Origin of the sequence: Streptomyces sp. NPDC089799, from assembly GCF_040684755.1 — a bacterium.
GTDB lineage: Bacteria > Actinomycetota > Actinomycetes > Streptomycetales > Streptomycetaceae > Streptomyces.
The window spans coordinates 172,952-186,592 of the sequence record NZ_JBFBGR010000008.1 but is presented as its reverse complement, the minus strand read 5'-3'; the positions used below and the strand labels follow the sequence as shown (position 1 = coordinate 186,592).

Sequence of the window (13,641 nt, the reverse complement as noted above, 5' to 3'; positions counted from 1 at the left end):
CGTACGGCCGGCTACGCCTTGGTCGTATCCGCCTGCATCGCCTCGATCTCCTCGTCCGACTCCCGCCCCGGCGTCGCCAGGTCGAACTTCGTGATCGCGAACCGGAACACGACGTAATACACGACCGCGAAGCACAACCCGATCGGGATGATCAGCCACGGCTTCGTCGCCAGACCCCAGTTGAGGACGTAGTCGATCAGCCCGGCCGAGAAGCTGAACCCGTCGTGCACGCCCAGCGCCCAGGTCACCGCCATCGACACGCCCGTCAGCACCGCGTGCACCGCGTACAGCGCCGGGGCCACGAACAGGAACGAGTACTCCAGCGGCTCCGTGATCCCCGTGACGAACGAGGTCAGCGCCACCGACAGCATCAGCCCCCCGACCTCCGCCCGGCGCTTGGGCTTCGCACAGTGCGTGATCGCCAGCGCCGCCGCCGGCAGCGCGAACATCATGATCGGGAAGAACCCCGACAGGAACATGCCCGCGTTCGGGTCCCCGTGCAGGAACATGTTGATGTCACCGTGGTACGTCTGCCCCTCCGGCGTCGTGTACGAGCCGAACTGGAACCACAGGGGCACGTTCAGGAACTGGTGCAGACCGATCACCAGCAGGGCTCGGTTCGCCACCCCGAAGATGCCCGCCCCCCACGACCCCAGCCCCCGCAGCCAGTCGGAGAAGCTCTCCAGACCGGCACCCACCGGCGGCCAGACCCACAGGCACACCGCGGCGAAGCCGATCGCGACGACCGACATGACGATCGGCACCAGCCGGCGCCCGTTGAAGAAGCCCAGCCAGGGCACCAGCTTCACCCGGTGGTACCGCTGCCAGAACCAGGCCGCCAGCAGGCCCATGACGATCCCGCCGAACACCCCGGGATTCTGGAACGTGAACCCGGTGAACGTATTGCCGGGAGCCAGACAGCCACCCGCGTCCGGAGTCCCGACCGCCGTCGACCCCGGCGGACAGGGCTCCGCGAACGCGTGCAGCACCCCCCGGTAGACGAGGAACCCCGCCACCGCCGCCAGCGCCGTCGAACCGTCCGCCTTCTTCGCCATGCCGATCGCCACGCCGATGCAGAACAGCAGCGGCAGTCCGAGGTCGGGATCCAGCAGCGCACTGCCGGCACCGTCCATCACCTTGGCGAGGACGTTCCAGTTCAGGCCGTCCTCGCCGAACACGTCCGGCTGCCCCAGCCGGGTGAGGATGCCCGCCGCGGGCAGCACCGCGATCGGCAGCTGAAGGCTGCGCCCCATCTTCTGGAGCTCCTGGAAGAGGCCGCTCCACCGGCTCCGCCCCGGTGCCGCAGCGGTGCTGCTCGCGCTCATCGGACCTCCCTCACCGGCCGGTTTGGCAGCGACGCCACACTGGTGTAGACCAGTTGTGGTGCGGTGGCAGCACCACCGCACCACGGGCCGGGAGCTGCTGATCGCCATCATTCGGCAGAAGCCGGAAGTCCGCCCGCATACATGGGCCAAACGTGGGTTACCGTGACGACGCGGAACGCCGCAAGCGGTCCCCGCACCTCAGGCACTCAGGGAGAACACATGGCCACCAAGGCTGAGAAGATCGTCGCCGCGCTCGGCGGACTCGACAACATCGAGGAGATCGAGGGCTGCATCACCCGCCTCCGCACCGAGGTCAACAACCCCGACCTCGTCGACGAAGCAGCCCTCAAGGCCGCCGGCGCCCACGGCGTCGTCAAGATGGGCACCGCCATCCAGGTCGTCATCGGCACCGACGCCGACCCCATCGCCGCCGAGATCGAAGACCTCATGTGACCTGAGCGCCCGCGCCGCTCGCCGGACCCCGTCCCGGACCACCCGGACGGGGTCTTCGCGTCCCCCCGCACCGGCTAGGCTCGGAAACATGTCTCGCATCGACGGCCGTACGCCCGAACAGCTCCGCCCGGTCACCATCGAACGGGGATGGAGCAAGCACGCAGAGGGCTCCGTCCTCATCTCCTTCGGCGACACCAAGGTCTTCTGCACCGCCTCCTTCACCGAAGGCGTCCCGCGCTGGCGCAAGGGCTCCGGCGAAGGCTGGGTCACCAGCGAATACTCGATGCTGCCCCGCTCCACCAACACCCGCGGCGACCGCGAATCCGTCCGCGGCAAGATCGGCGGCCGCACCCACGAGATCTCCCGCCTCATCGGCCGCTCGCTCCGCGCCGTCATCGACTACAAGGCCCTCGGCGAGAACACCATCGTCCTCGACTGCGACGTCCTCCAGGCCGACGGCGGCACCCGCACCGCCGCCATCACCGGCGCCTACGTCGCCCTCGCCGACGCCATCGCCTGGGGCCAGCAGAAGAAGCTGATCAAGGCCGGCCGCAAGCCCCTCACCGGCACCGTCGCCGCCGTCAGCGTCGGCATCGTCGACGGCGTCCCCCTCCTCGACCTCTGCTACGAGGAGGACGTCCGCGCCGAGACCGACATGAACGTCGTCTGCACCGGCGACGGCCGCTTCGTCGAGGTCCAGGGCACCGCCGAGGGCGAGCCCTTCGACCGCAAGGAACTCAACGCCCTGCTCGACCTCGCCGCCGGCGGCTGCGCGGACCTGGAAGCCATCCAGCTGCACGCGCTCGGCCTGACGGACTGACGCAACGGGCTGACGCAGCTGCCCGGGGCGCAACCGCCCGGGGCCCGGCGACGTCCCCAACAGCACGGGCGTACGGTCTCACCGCCGTACGCCCGTCCACGCACGAGCACACACAGGTACGTACGTACGCAGGTACGCGCGAACGCACCCGCACATGAGGGGGAACCGTCCCGATGCAGAAGCACCACCGCGCAGCCGCCCTGGCCCTGGCCGCGGTCCTGACCGTCCCGGGTCTCGCGGCCTGCGACGCGATATCCACGGCCCTCGACTGCGCGAACACCGCGGTGACCATCACCAACGCCGCGAACGACCTCTCCCAGGCTGTCTCCAACGCGGGCAACAGCCCCCAGGACGCCAAGACCGCCCTGGATCAGATCGACCAGAACCTGAAGAAGATCGGCGACCAGACCGACAACACGGACCTGGGCAAGGCCATCGACGACATGACCGCCGCCGTGAAGAACGTCCGCACCGCCATCGAGCAGGGCAACCCCAACCCGGACATCAAGCCGGTCGCCGACGCGGCCACCGAGATCTCCAAGGTCTGCACCCCCTGACGAGGGACGGTGGGGGCCCGCTCCCACCCCGGGGATAATCGGTGACCATGACCCGCCTGATCCTCGCCACCCGCAACGCGGGCAAAGTCACCGAACTCCGCGCCATCCTGTCCGACGCCGGCCTGCCGCACGAGCTGGTCGGCGCGGACGCGTACCCGGACATCCCCGACGTCAAGGAAACCGGCGTCACCTTCGCCGAAAACGCACTCCTCAAGGCCCACGCCCTGGCCCAGGCCACCGGCCTGCCCGCCATCGCCGACGACTCCGGCCTCTGCGTGGACGTCCTGAACGGCGCCCCCGGCATCTTCTCCGCCCGCTGGGCCGGCCGCCACGGCGACGACAAGGCCAACCTCGACCTGCTCCTGGCCCAGCTCGGCGACATCGCCGATGAACACCGCGGTGCCCACTTCATGTGCGCGGCGGCCCTGGCCCTCCCCGACGGCACCGAGCGCGTGGTCGAAGGCCGCCTCCGCGGCACCCTCCGCCATGCCCCTTCCGGCACCGGCGGCTTCGGCTACGACCCGATCCTCCAGCCGGCCGGCGACACCCGCACCTGCGCCGAACTGACGCCCGCCGAAAAGAACGCCATCTCCCACCGGGGCCACGCCTTCCGCGCCCTGGTCCCGGTCCTCCACGACCTCCTGGGCTGACGTCCCGTTGGAACATCGAAGGCCCGCTCTCACCGTGGTGAGAGCGGGCCTTCGATTCCACGGTCAGTGCGGCCGATGGGATTCGAACCCACATGGGCAAACGCCCAGAGGCACCTAAAACCTCCGCTTATACCGTTCAGCAACGGCCGCAGGCCGCCGATCGCAACCGATCGGCGGCTCCAGTGTACGGGGGTGTGTGACACTCACACGAGAGGGCGCGGCCCTCCGCCCCGGCACCAGGTGCTCGTTACGGCATGGCAGTTGGGGCACAGCAGCCGCAGGTTCTGTGCACGGTCGTCGCGCCAGTCGCCGTTGACGTGGTCGACTTCCAGGGTCATGGGCCGCCCGCCCCACTCCGGTCCGGTGCCGCACGCATCACAGCGTTCCTGAACGCCGATCTCGCGCAGGGCCCGCCGCAGCAGGTGGGTACGGGTTCGCCGTTCGCCGTCGTGCTCGACCAGGATTTCCGCCGCAGGCTTCAGGGGGACGGGGCCCGCCTTGCCGCGTTGGTGGGCCTGGCCGAGAAGGTGGGCGGTGGAGAGGCCCTCCTCGTGGATCCACCGCTTCAGTGCGCCGCGAGAGCTCCCCGAATCCGGGATGCCCAGGTGGCGGAGGGCCTCCGCGAGCGAGAGCGAAGTCGCCACCGCATCCCGAAGGGCTTCCGGGGCGGGCTTGACGCGGCGTTGGTGGATCCGGCGGTTTCCCCCGCTCATGGGCGACGCCCCTTGCCCCGTCCGCGGTAAGTTTCGGTGGTGGAATGGCAGTTGGGGCACAGGAGTCGCAAGTTTTCGGGCAGGTTGTTGCGCCAGTCGCCGTCCAAGTGGTCGACCTCCAGAGGCAGGGGATAGCCCTGCCAAGCACCAGGGATTCCGCACATCTGGCACACATCGGGGACGCCCAGCATGGACAGCGCCTGCTTCAGGTGCTGGCTCTGCCTGCGTCGTGAGCTGGGCCTGTCCTGCCTGACCAGCAGGTTCTCGGGGGTGAGGCGGGCCTTCGGCCGGCCTGCAGGGGACGGCAGTCTGAAGTGGGAAGTGTCGATGCCCATCGCCTTCACGCGCCGGCTGATGTGGGTGTGCTGGCCGCCCACGACCTCCACGCCGAGCCGCCGCAGTACCTCGCACATGTTCGTCGACGCGGCCACTGCTTCTCCCAGTACCTCCTTGGTCCACCTCACCCCGTCCCGCTCGAAGTGCGAGGTGTCGATATCGAGCTTCCGCATGCGCTCGCGCACGTACTTGCGGGATCCGCTCTGCGGGTCCACGCCTAGCCTTCCCATCGCCTCGCTCAGCGTGCGTGACGTGCGCGCCGCTTCTTCCAGACGTTCCCGTGTGTACTGGCTGACCGGCATGTGTTCACCCCTCCTGTTTCGGCCGCGTGTGCGGGCCTCGCTTGGAGTAACGGGCCGATAGTCGGACGGTTGCGGGTCGTTCCGTCCGATAAACGGAGCGGCCCGCACCGGTTGTTGGCGCGGGCCGCTCCGGAGGAGAGGGGCGGGGTCAGATGCCCAGGTCCTTGATGATCTTGGCTACGTGGCCGGTGGCCTTGACGTTGTAGAGGGCGCGCTCGACCTTGCCCTCCTCGTCCACGATCACCGTGGAGCGGATCACGCCGGTCACGGTCTTGCCGTAGAGCTGCTTCTCGCCGAAGGCGCCGTAGGCCGCCAGGACCTCCTTGTCGGGGTCGCCGACCAGGGTGACCTTCAGGTGCTCGGTCTCGCGGAACTTCGCCAGCTTCTCCGGCTTGTCCGGCGAGACGCCGATGACGTCGTACCCGGCCGTGGCCAGCACGTCCAGGTTGTCCGTGAAGTCGCACGCCTGCTTGGTGCAGCCCGGCGTCAGCGCCGCCGGGTAGAAGTAGACGATCACCTTGCGGCCGAGGTGGTCGGCGAGCGAGACCTCGTTGCCGTCCGCGTCGGGCAGGGTGAAGGCGGGCGCGGTGTCGCCCGGCTGCAGTCGCTCGCTCATGTTCACAGTCTCCTCGGGAGGGGATCGGTACCTCCCCGAGCGTAAGCTGACAGACTGATCGCACAGGACAGTGACCGGACAGTGACCACACACCACGACGGAGGCGGCGCGGTGCCCGAAGCCAGGACCCCAGCGCAGATCGAGGCGGACATCGTGCGCCGGCGCGAGCAGCTCGCCGAGACGCTCGACGAGATCGGTGTGCGCATGCACCCGAAGACGATCATCGGGGACGTCAAGGCCAAGGCCGTGTCCCAGGTGGACCACACCGTCGGCCGCGCCTTCGCCACCGTCCAGCGCGTGGTCGAGGACGTCCGGGGCACCCTCTGGGACGCCTCCGGTGCGCCGCGGCCGGAGCGGGTCCTGCCGGTCGCGCTGGTCGCCGTGGGGGTGATCGGGCTGCTGGCCCTTTCGGCCCGGCGCAAGCGCGGCTGATCCGAACAGGTAGGTTCATTGGCGTGAGCGAGAACCCCACCCACGACAAGCTGCCCATCCGCATGCTGCACGACCGCGTGCTCGTGCGGACCGATTCGCCCGAGGGCGAGCGCCGTTCGGGCGGTGGCATCCTCATTCCCGCGACGGCGGCGGTGGGCAAGCGGCTGGCCTGGGCCGAGGTGGTCGCCGTAGGGCAGAACGTGCGCACGGTGGAGCCGGGCGACCGGGTGCTGTACGACCCTGAGGACCGGGCCGAGGTCGAGGTCCGGGGCATGACCTACGTGCTGATGCGGGAGCGGGACCTGCACGCCGTGGCGGCGGAGCGGCTGGAGGGGTCCAAGGACTCCACCGGGCTCTACCTGTAGAGGCAGGCGGGCTCCACCCGGGAGCCGCCGGGCGCTGCCCGAGAGCCTCCGGGCGCTGCCCGTGGGGCCGAGAAGACGTACGAAGGGCCGGTGACCGGAGTCACCGGCCCTTTCGTTCGTGCTTTGCTACGGTGGAGGAGAACCCCGACGAGACGCGCCGTACCGGGTACGACAAGACGACGCACCCCCGTTCCGTACTCGTCCCGGAGGTGCCTGTCATGGCCTGGGTTCTGCTCCTGCTCGCCGGTCTGCTCGAAGTGGGCTGGTCGATCGGCATGAAGTTCACCGAGGGGTTCACGCGGCTGTGGCCGAGCGTGTTCACCGGTGCCGGGATCGTCGCGAGCATGGTGCTGCTGTCCTTCGCCGCCAAGTCGCTGCCGATCGGTACGGCGTACGGCGTGTGGGTGGGCATCGGTGCGGCCGGTGCGGCGGTGCTCGGGATGGTGGTGCTGGGTGAGCCGGTGACCGCCGCCCGGATCTTCTTCATCTGTCTGCTGCTGGTCGCGGTGGTGGGGCTGAAGGCGACCTCCGGGCACTAGCCGTGGCGTCCCGGAGGTACGGACCGACCGCTCCTCCGACGCAGGCCGGGTGGGTCACCAGCCGAGGAATCCGGACGTGGTGCCTCCGCCTTCGGTCTGGCCCCCGTTCGTCTGGCTGCCGTTGGTCTGGCCTCCGTTGCCCTGGCCGCCGTCCGTGCGGCCGCCGCCGGTCTGCCCGCCGTCGCTCTGCCCGGCGCTGCTCTGTCCCCCGTCGCCCTGCCCTCCGTCGGTCTGCCCGCCGTCCGTCCGGCCGCCGTTGCCCCCTCCGTCCTGGTCCTGCCCGCCGTCGTCCTCTCCGTCCGGCCGGCTCGGGGTCGGGCGGTCCGGTGCCGGCGGGCGGGTGCCGTCCGTCGGACGGCCGGTGGGGGGCGGCTCGGAGGCCGGCCCGGTCGGCGGGAAGGGCTGCGGCGGGGGCACCGGCCGGTACGCGTCCGGCTGGAGTTCGAGGTCGAAGTCGGCCTGTTCCGAGTCCTCCAGGGCCTCCCCGGTGTACGCCGCCCAGATCCGGGCGGGGTAGCCGCCGCCGCTGATGCGGTCCTCGCCCAGGGCGCCGTAGAGGGACTCCAGGGTGCCGGTGTCGGGGTCCTGGCCCATGACCGCGACCACCGTCACCAGGTCCGGGGTGTACGCCGCGAACCACGCGGAGCGGTCCAGTTCGCCGGTGCCGGTCTTGCCCGCGGCCGGGCGGCCGGCCGCCTGGGCGGCGGTGCCGGTGCCGTTGTCGACGACGCTGACCAGCATGGAGGTGGTGGTGTCGGCGGCCTCCCGGCTGATGGCCTGGCGGGACTCCCGCCCGGGCAGGGGGATGGTGTCCCCGCGCCTGGTGATCTTCTCGACGAGGGTGTACGGGGTGTACCGGCCGTGGTCGGCGAGGGTGGCGTAGGCCTGGGTCATGTCGAGGACGGACGCCTGCAGGGTGCCCAGGGCCATGGCCGGGCCGAGGTCGAAGTTGGGGGTGTCGGCGGGGATGCCGAGGGCGACGGCGGTGTCCCTGACCTTGAGGGTGCCGACGTCGACGACCATCTGGGCGAAGACGGAGTTGACGGAGAGGTCGGTGGCGGTGCTGACGGTGATGTCGCCGTAGGAGGTCTGGCCCTCGTTCTCGGGCGCATAGGGGGTGCGGCTGCCGGTGACGGGGCGTTTGTTGTCGCCGTTGTAGGAGGTGTCGGGGGTGATGGGGCTGCCGTCCTGGGTGCGGGAGCCGTTCTCGACGGCGGAGGCGAAGACGAACGGCTTGAAGGTGGAGGCGACCTGGAAGTCGTGGCGGGTGGCGTTGTTGACGTACTGCCGGGTGTAGTCGATGCCGCCGTAGAGGGCGACGACCTTGCCGGTGGCGGGGTCGATGGAGGCGCTGCCGGCGCGGACGAAGCGGTCGGCCTCGCGGGTCTGCGGGTCGAGCCGGCTGATGAGCCGGTCCTCGACGGCGTCCACGAGTGCGGTCTGGCGGGCCTTGTCGATGGTGGTGGTGATGCGGTAGCCGCCTTGGGCGAGGGTCTTCTCGTCGAGGATGCCGTGGGCGGTGACGTAGTCCTTGACGGCTTCGACGAGGTAGCCGCGCTGGCCGGACAGGCCGGAGGCGGGGCGGACCTTCTGGGGTTCGGGGAAGCGGGCGGCGGCGCGTTCGGCGGGGGTGAGCCAGTTCTTCTTGACCATGCCGTCGAGTACGTAGTTCCAGCGGGCCAGGGCGCGGTCGCGGCTCTGCGGGTGGGTGATCACGTCGAAGGCGCTGGGGGAGTTGAGGAGGGTGGCGAGGTAGGCGCCCTCGGTGGTGGTGAGGTGGTTGGCGTCCTTGCCGTAGTAGGCCTGGGCGGCGGCCTGGATGCCGTACGCGTTGCGGCCGAAGTAGCTGGTGTTGAGGTAGCCCTCCAGGATGTGGTCCTTGGACGTCTCCCGGCCGAGCTTGACGGCGATGAAGAACTCCTTGGCCTTGCGGGTGAGGGTCTGTTCCTGGCCGAGGTAGTAGTTCTTGACGTACTGCTGGGTGATGGTGGAACCGGACTGGACGCCCTTGCCCGTGGCGGTGTTCCAGGCGGCGCGGACCATGGCGGCGGGGTCGACGGCGCGTTCGGAGTAGAAGTCCCGGTCCTCGGCGGCGAGTACGGCGCGCTGGACGGTGCGGGGGACTTCGGAGAGGGCCACGTTCTGGCGGTTGACCTCGCCGTCGCGGGCGAGCTGTGAACCGTCGGCGTAGAGGAAGACGTTGGACTGTGCGGTGGCGGCGGCGTTGGCGGGCGGGATGTCGACCAGCAGGTAGCCGGCGGTGAGGGCGCCGACGACGAGCAGCGCGCACAGCAGGACGGCGGTGAGGAGCATGCGCCAGGTGGGGACGAGGCGGCGCCATCCGGTGCGCCTGCGCCGTTGCCGGGTGCGGCTGCGCCCTTGCCCGGCGGGGGCGTCCGGGTCGCGGGGGGACCAGGCCGGGGGTGGTGACTGGTCCGTCATCTCCAGGGCTCCTCGGGGCCGAGCGGAACGGTGGAACGTCGGGGGAACGTTCGGGGGAACGTTCGGGGGAACGTCGGGGGTAAATGTCCGTGTCCGTACCCGATGGTGTCTACCCGACGGTGGCGGGCTCCGGCCCGAACGGGCGTAATTCGATCGCGTGGATCGCCCCTCCGCACTAAGCTCGCGCGCTTTGGCCGACGTGGGAACGAGAGCGGGAGTGGAAGAGAAACGGTGCGTCTCTATCTCGCGGTGGCAGCGGGCGGGTTCCGCCGCTATGCCACCTATGGAACCGCCACGGCGGCGGGGGTGTTCACCAACACCGTCTTCGGGTTCATCGTGGCGTACACCTACATCGCCCTGTGGTCGGAACGGCCCGGCCTCGGGGGGTACGACCGGGCGGAGGCCCTGGCCTTCGTCTTCGTCAGCCAGTCGCTGCTCGCCTCGGCGGCGCTGATCGGCGGGGGCTTCCAGGAGGAGTTGCAGGAGCGCATCCGTACGGGTGACATCGCGGTCGACCTGTACCGGCCGGCGGACCTCCAGCTGTGGTGGCTGGCGGCCGATCTGGGGCGGGCCGGGTTCCAGCTGGTGGGGCGCGGGACGGTGCCGTTGCTGGTGGGGGCGCTGGTCTTCCCGCTGGCGCTGCCGGTCGCGCCGGAGCGGTGGGTGCTGTTCCTGGTGTCGGTGCTGCTGGGGCTGGTGGTCAGTTTCGCGGTGCGCTATCTGATCGGGCTGGCGGCGTTCTGGCTGCTGGACGGGTCGGGGATCAACATGGTGGCCACCGTCGTCATGATCGCCTTCTCGGGGGTGCTGCTGCCGCTGACGGTCTTCCCGGGCTGGTTCGGCGAGCTGGTCCGGATGCTGCCCTGGTCGGCGATGCTCCAGGTGCCGCTGGACGTGCTGCTGGGCAAGCACTCCGGGTCGGGGGCGGCGGCCGGGGCGCTGGCCTTCCAGCTGGGCTGGGCGCTGGCGCTGCTGGCGGCGGGGCGTCTGGTGCAGGCGGCGGCGACGCGGAAGGTGGTGGTCCAGGGTGGTTGACGCACTGGTGCGGGGGGCGCGGAGGGACGGCCCGGAGGAGGACCCCCAGGACCCGCGGCACGCCCGGTACGCCCGGGTGCGGTGGGCCGGCCGGCTGGCCGAAGGGCTCCGCGGCTATGTGCTGATCGTGGCGATGTGGATCCGCGCCACGATGACGTACCGGACGTCCTTCCTGCTGGCGACGGTCGGGAACGGGGCGATCACGCTGCTCGACTTCGCCGGCATCTACGTCATGTTCCGGCACGTGGACGCGCTGGGCGGGTTCTCGCTGCCGGAGATCGCCCTGCTGTACGGGTCCTGCTCGGCCTCCTTCGGGCTGTCGGACCTGCTGCTGGGGAACATGGACCGGATGGGGCAGCGGGTGCGGGACGGTTCGCTGGACACGATGCTGGTCCGGCCGGTGCCCGTGCTGGCGCAGGTGGCCGCGGACCGGTTCGCGCTGCGTCGGCTGGGCCGGGTGACGCAGGGGCTGGCGGTGCTGGTGTGGTCGCTGGCCGTGCTGGACGTGGAGTGGACGGCCGGCCGGGTGCTGCTGGTGCCGGTGATGGTGCTGTCCGGGGCGGCGATCTTCGCGGCGGTGTTCGTGGCGGGCGGGGCGTTCCAGTTCGTCGCCGGGGACGCGGCGGAGGTGCAGAACTCCTTCACGTACGGCGGGGCCACGATGCTGCAGTACCCGCCGACGGTCTTCGCGCGGGACCTGCTGCGCGCGGTGACGTTCGTGGTGCCGCTGGCCTTCGTGAACTGGCTGCCGGCGCTGGAGGTGCTGGGGCGGCCGGATCCGCTGGGGCTGCCGGGCTGGGTGGCGTACCTGAGTCCGCTGGTCGCCTTCGTGGTGTTCCTGCCCGCGTCGCTGGCGTGGCGGGCGGGCCTTCGTTCGTACCGGAGTACGGGGAGCTGAGCTGAGCACGTGGATGCGTTGATCGAATTGCGGGACGTGGCGAAGGTCTTTGACGTACGGCGTCGGGCCGGGCGGTTCCGGAGGGAGAAGCGCCAGGTCAGGGCGGTGGACGGGATCAGTTTCGAGGTGGGGCGGGGAGAGGTGGTCGGCTATATCGGGCCCAACGGCGCCGGGAAGTCGACGACGATCAAGATGCTGACCGGGATCCTGACCCCGAGCGGTGGCCGGCTGCGGGTCGCCGGGATCGACCCGTCGGCGGAGCGGACCCGGCTGGCGAGCCGGATCGGAGTGGTGTTCGGGCAGCGCACGACGCTGTGGTGGGACCTGCCGCTGAAGGACTCGTACGGGCTGGTGCGGCGGATGTACCGGATCCCCGAGGACCGGTTCCGCCGGAACCTGGAGCGGTGCGTGGAGCAGCTGGACCTGGGGGAGCTGCTCGACGTGCCGGTGCGGCAGCTGTCGCTGGGGCAGCGGATGCGCGGGGACATCGCGGCGGCGCTGCTGCACGACCCGGACGTGCTGTACCTGGACGAGCCGACGATCGGGCTGGACGTCATCAGCAAGGCGAAGGTGCGGGGCTTCCTGCGGCAGCTGAACGAGGAGGCCGGCACGACGGTGCTGCTGACCACGCACGACCTGCAGGACATCGAGCAGTTGTGCGAGCGGGTGATGGTGATCGACCACGGGCGGCTGATGTACGACGGGACGCTGGGCGGGCTGCACTCGGCGGGCGGCGCGGGGGAGAGCGAGCGGACCCTGGTGGTGGACCTGGAGCGGGAGCTCCCGCCGATCGAGCTGCCGGGGGCCCGGACGGTGCGGGTGGAGGGGCCGCGGCAGTGGCTGGCGTTCCCGGCGGGGCGGTCGGCGGCCCCGCTGGTGGCGGCGGTGGCTGCGGCGTACCCGCTGGTGGACCTGTCGGTGCGGGAGCCGGACATCGAGGACGTGATCGCGCGGATGTACGCGGGGCGGGGGTGACCTGCGGGCCTCCGGTCGTTCGGGTCTCCGGTCCTTCGGCTCTTCGGCTCTTCGGTCCTTCGGCTCTTCGGTCCTTCGGCTCTTCGGTCCCGTAAGTCGCATGAATGGCTAGGCTGTTGGCCATGAGCGATGACCGGCGGGATCGCGAGGACGCGGAGGACCGGGGGGACGGCCGTGGCGGTCATGGCGGTCACGACGGTCATGGCGGTCCCGACGGTCATGCTGGTCCCGATGGTCATGGTGGGCGGCCCGGGTCGGACGCGGTACCGGCGGAGCGGAAGCCGCCCGGGCCGAACCCGGGAGACCTGCGTGCCTCGGACGCGGACCGTGACCGGGTCGCGGAGCGGCTGCGCGACGCGGTCGCCGAGGGGCGCCTCGACATGGACGAGTTCGAGGAGCGGCTGGAGGCGGCGTACACCTCCCGGACGTACGCCGAACTGGAGCCGCTGACCCGGGACCTTCCGGCACCGGTGGCGGTGCCGGCAGCTTCCGGCGCTGGTGCCGGCACCGGTGTCGGCACCTGGCCGGGCCGGATCGGCGGGCCGGGCACCTCGTCGGCGGCGGTCGCGGTGATGTCGGGCTTCCAGCGGGTGGGGCAGTGGACGGTGCCGGCGCGGTTCGACGCGGTGGCGTTCTGGGGCGGCGGCAAGATCGATCTGCGCGAGGCGCTGTTCTCGGAGCGCGAGGTCGTGATCAACTGCTTCGCGGTCATGGGCGGCATCGACATCGTGGTGCCGCCGGGCGTGGAGCTGGACGTACGCGGCTTCGGCCTGATGGGGGCCTTCGACCGGAAGGGCTTCCCCGGCCCGACGGAACCGGGCGCTCCGCGCGTGGTGGTGACGGGCTTCGCCTTCTGGGGCGGCGTCCAGGTCAAGGTGAAGCCCCCGAAAACCCCGAAGCCCCCGAAGCAGGCCAAGCTCCCCCCGGGCCCCCCACCCACGGGCCCGTCCCTGCGCAAGGACCTGTAGCGGGGCGTCCCGCCCGGGTGCGGGCGGGTGGTCTCGGCCCCCGGGGCGGGTGGGCGCGTCGCCCCCCGGCGTGGGCAGGCGTGCCGCAGGGCGATGGGGGTCCCCCCTGTTCGAGCGAAGCCGAGAACTTGGGGGAGGGTGGGCACACCGGGACACCCCGCCCGGCAACTGCACCCCGCTCAGCGCAAGCCCGCTCGGCAGCCGTACCCCGCCGG

At 70.9% G+C, this 13,641-nt stretch carries 16 protein-coding genes, 1 tRNA gene and 1 riboswitch; of the genes, 11 read left to right on the top strand and 6 right to left on the bottom strand.

Annotated features, from left to right (window positions below):
* Nucleotides 1-11 precede the first annotated feature (11 nt).
* Entirely contained in the window at nucleotides 12-1,325 is a 1,314-nt protein-coding gene (locus tag AB0O36_RS11220) for a PTS transporter subunit EIIC (RefSeq protein ID WP_365107315.1), read from the bottom strand.
* 141 nt (nucleotides 1,326-1,466) lie between these two features.
* Between AB0O36_RS11220 and AB0O36_RS11215 the strand changes: the two genes are divergently transcribed.
* From AB0O36_RS11215 to rdgB, 4 genes are all read left to right on the top strand, one after another.
* On the top strand, nucleotides 1,467-1,778 hold the full coding sequence (locus tag AB0O36_RS11215; RefSeq protein WP_365107312.1) for a PTS glucose/sucrose transporter subunit IIB: 312 nt from the start codon (nucleotides 1,467-1,469) through the stop codon (nucleotides 1,776-1,778).
* Nucleotides 1,779-1,866: 88 nt separating this feature from the next.
* Complete coding sequence (gene rph / locus AB0O36_RS11210; RefSeq protein WP_365107308.1) at nucleotides 1,867-2,598, top strand: ribonuclease PH; 732 nt, start codon at nucleotides 1,867-1,869, stop codon at nucleotides 2,596-2,598.
* A 173-nt stretch (nucleotides 2,599-2,771) separates the two neighbouring features.
* Nucleotides 2,772-3,155, top strand: coding sequence for a hypothetical protein (locus AB0O36_RS11205; RefSeq protein ID WP_365107305.1), 384 nt, complete (start codon nucleotides 2,772-2,774; stop codon nucleotides 3,153-3,155).
* 47 nt (nucleotides 3,156-3,202) lie between these two features.
* Nucleotides 3,203-3,805, top strand: coding sequence for an RdgB/HAM1 family non-canonical purine NTP pyrophosphatase (rdgB, locus tag AB0O36_RS11200; protein ID WP_365107302.1), 603 nt, complete (start codon nucleotides 3,203-3,205; stop codon nucleotides 3,803-3,805).
* Nucleotides 3,806-3,872: 67 nt separating this feature from the next.
* Here rdgB and AB0O36_RS11195 read toward each other — a convergent pair.
* The 4 genes from AB0O36_RS11195 to bcp all read right to left on the bottom strand — a co-directional run bounded on the left by AB0O36_RS11195 (nucleotide 3,873) and on the right by bcp (nucleotide 5,772).
* A tRNA-Leu gene (locus AB0O36_RS11195) sits at nucleotides 3,873-3,955 on the bottom strand.
* A 53-nt stretch (nucleotides 3,956-4,008) separates the two neighbouring features.
* Nucleotides 4,009-4,518: an HNH endonuclease signature motif containing protein gene (locus AB0O36_RS11190; protein ID WP_365107299.1), complete on the bottom strand. Its 510-nt coding sequence runs from the start codon at nucleotides 4,516-4,518 to the stop codon at nucleotides 4,009-4,011.
* On the bottom strand, nucleotides 4,515-5,156 hold the full coding sequence (locus tag AB0O36_RS11185) for an HNH endonuclease signature motif containing protein (RefSeq protein ID WP_365107296.1): 642 nt from the start codon (nucleotides 5,154-5,156) through the stop codon (nucleotides 4,515-4,517). Before AB0O36_RS11185 ends, AB0O36_RS11190 begins: the two co-directional genes overlap by 4 nt.
* 148 nt (nucleotides 5,157-5,304) lie before the next feature.
* Nucleotides 5,305-5,772 (bottom strand): thioredoxin-dependent thiol peroxidase, encoded by a 468-nt coding sequence (gene bcp / locus AB0O36_RS11180; RefSeq protein ID WP_365107294.1) that lies wholly within the window; start codon nucleotides 5,770-5,772, stop codon nucleotides 5,305-5,307.
* A 111-nt stretch (nucleotides 5,773-5,883) separates the two neighbouring features.
* On the opposite strand from bcp, the gene AB0O36_RS11175 reads away from it, so the two are divergent.
* The 3 genes from AB0O36_RS11175 to AB0O36_RS11165 all read left to right on the top strand — a co-directional run bounded on the left by AB0O36_RS11175 (nucleotide 5,884) and on the right by AB0O36_RS11165 (nucleotide 7,108).
* Entirely contained in the window at nucleotides 5,884-6,204 is a 321-nt protein-coding gene (locus AB0O36_RS11175; protein WP_365107291.1) for a DUF3618 domain-containing protein, read from the top strand.
* Nucleotides 6,205-6,227: 23 nt separating this feature from the next.
* A complete protein-coding gene (locus AB0O36_RS11170; protein ID WP_365107289.1) occupies nucleotides 6,228-6,569 on the top strand; it encodes a co-chaperone GroES in 342 nt (113 codons plus the stop codon).
* Nucleotides 6,570-6,689: 120 nt separating this feature from the next.
* Nucleotides 6,690-6,755, top strand: a riboswitch (guanidine-III (ykkC-III) riboswitch).
* A gap of 32 nt (nucleotides 6,756-6,787) precedes the next feature.
* Nucleotides 6,788-7,108 carry a multidrug efflux SMR transporter gene (locus AB0O36_RS11165; RefSeq protein ID WP_226726471.1) on the top strand — a complete coding sequence of 107 codons (321 nt, stop codon included), beginning with the start codon at nucleotides 6,788-6,790 and terminating at the stop codon, nucleotides 7,106-7,108.
* Nucleotides 7,109-7,162: 54 nt separating this feature from the next.
* Here the strand turns inward: AB0O36_RS11165 and AB0O36_RS11160 are convergent, their stop codons facing one another.
* Complete coding sequence (locus tag AB0O36_RS11160) at nucleotides 7,163-9,550, bottom strand: transglycosylase domain-containing protein (protein ID WP_365107286.1); 2,388 nt, start codon at nucleotides 9,548-9,550, stop codon at nucleotides 7,163-7,165.
* A 231-nt stretch (nucleotides 9,551-9,781) separates the two neighbouring features.
* Between AB0O36_RS11160 and AB0O36_RS11155 the strand changes: the two genes are divergently transcribed.
* The 4 genes from AB0O36_RS11155 to AB0O36_RS11140 all read left to right on the top strand — a co-directional run bounded on the left by AB0O36_RS11155 (nucleotide 9,782) and on the right by AB0O36_RS11140 (nucleotide 13,426).
* Nucleotides 9,782-10,585 carry an ABC-2 family transporter protein gene (locus AB0O36_RS11155; protein WP_365107285.1) on the top strand — a complete coding sequence of 268 codons (804 nt, stop codon included), beginning with the start codon at nucleotides 9,782-9,784 and terminating at the stop codon, nucleotides 10,583-10,585.
* Nucleotides 10,586-10,661: 76 nt separating this feature from the next.
* Nucleotides 10,662-11,483 (top strand): ABC transporter permease, encoded by an 822-nt coding sequence (locus tag AB0O36_RS11150; RefSeq protein ID WP_365107588.1) that lies wholly within the window; start codon nucleotides 10,662-10,664, stop codon nucleotides 11,481-11,483.
* Between the two features lie 9 nt (nucleotides 11,484-11,492).
* Complete coding sequence (locus AB0O36_RS11145) at nucleotides 11,493-12,458, top strand: ATP-binding cassette domain-containing protein (RefSeq protein ID WP_365107282.1); 966 nt, start codon at nucleotides 11,493-11,495, stop codon at nucleotides 12,456-12,458.
* A 122-nt stretch (nucleotides 12,459-12,580) separates the two neighbouring features.
* Nucleotides 12,581-13,426, top strand: coding sequence for a DUF1707 domain-containing protein (locus AB0O36_RS11140; RefSeq protein ID WP_365107280.1), 846 nt, complete (start codon nucleotides 12,581-12,583; stop codon nucleotides 13,424-13,426).
* Nucleotides 13,427-13,641: the final 215 nt, after the last annotated feature.

What these genes read in the sequence shown, in the direction of transcription:
- AB0O36_RS11185 (WP_365107296.1), bottom strand. Translation starts at nt 5,156, where the DNA reads ATGCCGGTCAGCCAGTACACACGGGAACGTCTGGAAGAAGCGGCGCGC.
- rdgB (WP_365107302.1), top strand. Translation starts at nt 3,203, where the DNA reads ATGACCCGCCTGATCCTCGCCACCCGCAACGCGGGCAAAGTCACCGAA.
- AB0O36_RS11140 (WP_365107280.1), top strand. Translation starts at nt 12,581, where the DNA reads ATGAGCGATGACCGGCGGGATCGCGAGGACGCGGAGGACCGGGGGGAC.
- AB0O36_RS11205 (WP_365107305.1), top strand. Translation starts at nt 2,772, where the DNA reads ATGCAGAAGCACCACCGCGCAGCCGCCCTGGCCCTGGCCGCGGTCCTG.
- AB0O36_RS11220 (WP_365107315.1), bottom strand. Translation starts at nt 1,325, where the DNA reads ATGAGCGCGAGCAGCACCGCTGCGGCACCGGGGCGGAGCCGGTGGAGC.
- AB0O36_RS11165 (WP_226726471.1), top strand. Translation starts at nt 6,788, where the DNA reads ATGGCCTGGGTTCTGCTCCTGCTCGCCGGTCTGCTCGAAGTGGGCTGG.
- AB0O36_RS11190 (WP_365107299.1), bottom strand. Translation starts at nt 4,518, where the DNA reads ATGAGCGGGGGAAACCGCCGGATCCACCAACGCCGCGTCAAGCCCGCC.
- AB0O36_RS11215 (WP_365107312.1), top strand. Translation starts at nt 1,467, where the DNA reads ATGGGCCAAACGTGGGTTACCGTGACGACGCGGAACGCCGCAAGCGGT.
- rph (WP_365107308.1), top strand. Translation starts at nt 1,867, where the DNA reads ATGTCTCGCATCGACGGCCGTACGCCCGAACAGCTCCGCCCGGTCACC.
- bcp (WP_365107294.1), bottom strand. Translation starts at nt 5,772, where the DNA reads ATGAGCGAGCGACTGCAGCCGGGCGACACCGCGCCCGCCTTCACCCTG.
- AB0O36_RS11160 (WP_365107286.1), bottom strand. Translation starts at nt 9,550, where the DNA reads ATGACGGACCAGTCACCACCCCCGGCCTGGTCCCCCCGCGACCCGGAC.